Origin of the sequence: Hallella bergensis DSM 17361, assembly GCF_000160535.1 — a bacterium.
GTDB lineage: Bacteria > Bacteroidota > Bacteroidia > Bacteroidales > Bacteroidaceae > Prevotella > Prevotella bergensis.
Genome location: NZ_GG704789.1, coordinates 1 through 1,756, shown reverse-complemented (window position 1 = coordinate 1,756; position 1,756 = coordinate 1). Strand labels below are relative to the sequence as shown.

The window sequence follows — 1,756 nt, the reverse complement described above, 5'->3', positions numbered from 1 at the left end:
ACCTATACTGATGCACATCCTATCTCCTTTAATCCTTTCTATACCGATGACAATTTCTTCGATGTGGAGAAAAGGGAGAGTATCTGTACGCTGCTGCTCACGCTCTGGAAAAGTGCTGATGAACATATCACCAAGACCGAAGCAGGCGAACTCGGTTCTGCCGTGAATGCCTATATCGAACTTATCAGGACGGATCATACCATCGTTCCCTGCTTCAATACCTTCTATGAGTATCTGCGGGACGTGTACCGCAAGGATATGGAAAAGCGTGACATCAAGGTAACGCTCTCCGACTTCAACATTAACAACCTCTTAACGACATTGAAGCAATACTATCGTGGTGGTCGTTACGACTTCCTTTTGAACTCGGACAAGAATATTGACCTGCTCTCCAAACGCTTCATCGTCTTTGAAATCGATCAAGTGAAGGATAATAAAGACCTTTTCCCTGTGGTAACGATTATCATCATGGAAGCCTTCATCAATAAGATGCGCCGATTAAAGGGTATCCGCAAGATGATACTCATTGAGGAAGCGTGGAAAGCCATCGCTTCGGCAAACATGGCGGACTACATAAAATATTTGTATAAGACCGTCAGAAAGTATTTCGGGGAAGCCATTGTGGTAACGCAGGAAGTGGATGACATTATTCAGTCGCCCATTGTCAAGGAGAGTATCATCAACAACTCCGACTGCAAGATACTGCTCGACCAGCGCAAGTATATGACCAAGTTCGATGGTATACAGGCGATGCTCGGTCTTTCGGAAAAGGAAAAGAGCCAGATACTCTCCATCAATCAGAACAACGACCCCAACCGACTCTACAAGGAAGTGTGGATAGGCTTGGGCGGTATGCAGAGTGCCGTCTATGCCACGGAAGTGAGCATGGAGGAATACCTCACCTACACCACTGAGGAAACCGAGAAGGTAGAGGTCATGCAGCGTGCGGAACAGCTCGGTGGCGACATCGAGACCGCTATCCGCCAGCTTGCCATAGAGAAAAGAAGCAATAAAAAGAAATAAGTAATAAACCATCAAAACTATAGCAACAATGAAAAAGTACATTTTCATGGCTCTCTTAGGATTGAGCCTTTCAGTTCCCAAAGCCCACGCACAGTGGACGGTCTATGATCCGGGTAACTTTGCCGGCAATATTGCCAATACGGTCAAAGAGATTGCCACCGCCTCGAAGACAGTAAAGAATACCCTTGACGGATTCAAGGAGGTGGAAAAACTCTACAACGACACCAAAAAGTATTACGATGCCTTGAAGAAGGTGAATAACCTTATTGGCGATGCCTATAAGGTCAAGGAGTGTATTCTCATGGTGGGCGATATCTCGGAGGTCTATGTCACTTCCTACAAGAAGATGCTCTCAGACAAGAACTTCCGCCCGACAGAACTCGCCGCAATGGCTTCGGGCTACACCAAGCTGCTCGAGCAAAGCGGTGAGAGTCTGAAGGAACTCAAGTCAATCGTCAAGAGTAATGTCTTCTCCATGAACGACCACGAACGAATGCAGCAGATAGACCGTATCTATACAACACTACGTGAATACCGCTCCTTGGTGTCGTACTATACAAGGAAGAATATCTCCGTGAGCTATGTGCGTGCAAGGGAGAAGAACAACCTTGCCTCTGTCAAGGCACTCTACGGCAACACGGCAAGCAGGTACTGGTAATTCCACAGACTAAATAAAACTTGAAAAAACTTTCATAAAAAACTTTTGCTTATGGATTTTGCCAGTTTACATGAG

The 1,756-nt window shown here is 45.8% G+C and carries 2 protein-coding genes; both read left to right on the top strand.

Annotated elements, in window-relative coordinates:
• Window positions 1-1,023, top strand: a 1,023-nt coding sequence (locus HMPREF0645_RS12790; protein ID WP_007175482.1) for a TraG family conjugative transposon ATPase, incomplete at its 5' end; no start/stop codon positions are given.
• A gap of 28 nt (window positions 1,024-1,051) precedes the next feature.
• Entirely contained in the window at window positions 1,052-1,681 is a 630-nt protein-coding gene (locus HMPREF0645_RS12785; RefSeq protein ID WP_007175481.1) for a DUF4141 domain-containing protein, read from the top strand.
• Window positions 1,682-1,756 lie beyond the last annotated feature (75 nt).

Coding starts and splice junctions, on each gene's coding strand:
- HMPREF0645_RS12785 (WP_007175481.1), top strand. CDS start 1,052: ATGAAAAAGTACATTTTCATGGCTCTCTTAGGATTGAGCCTTTCAGTT.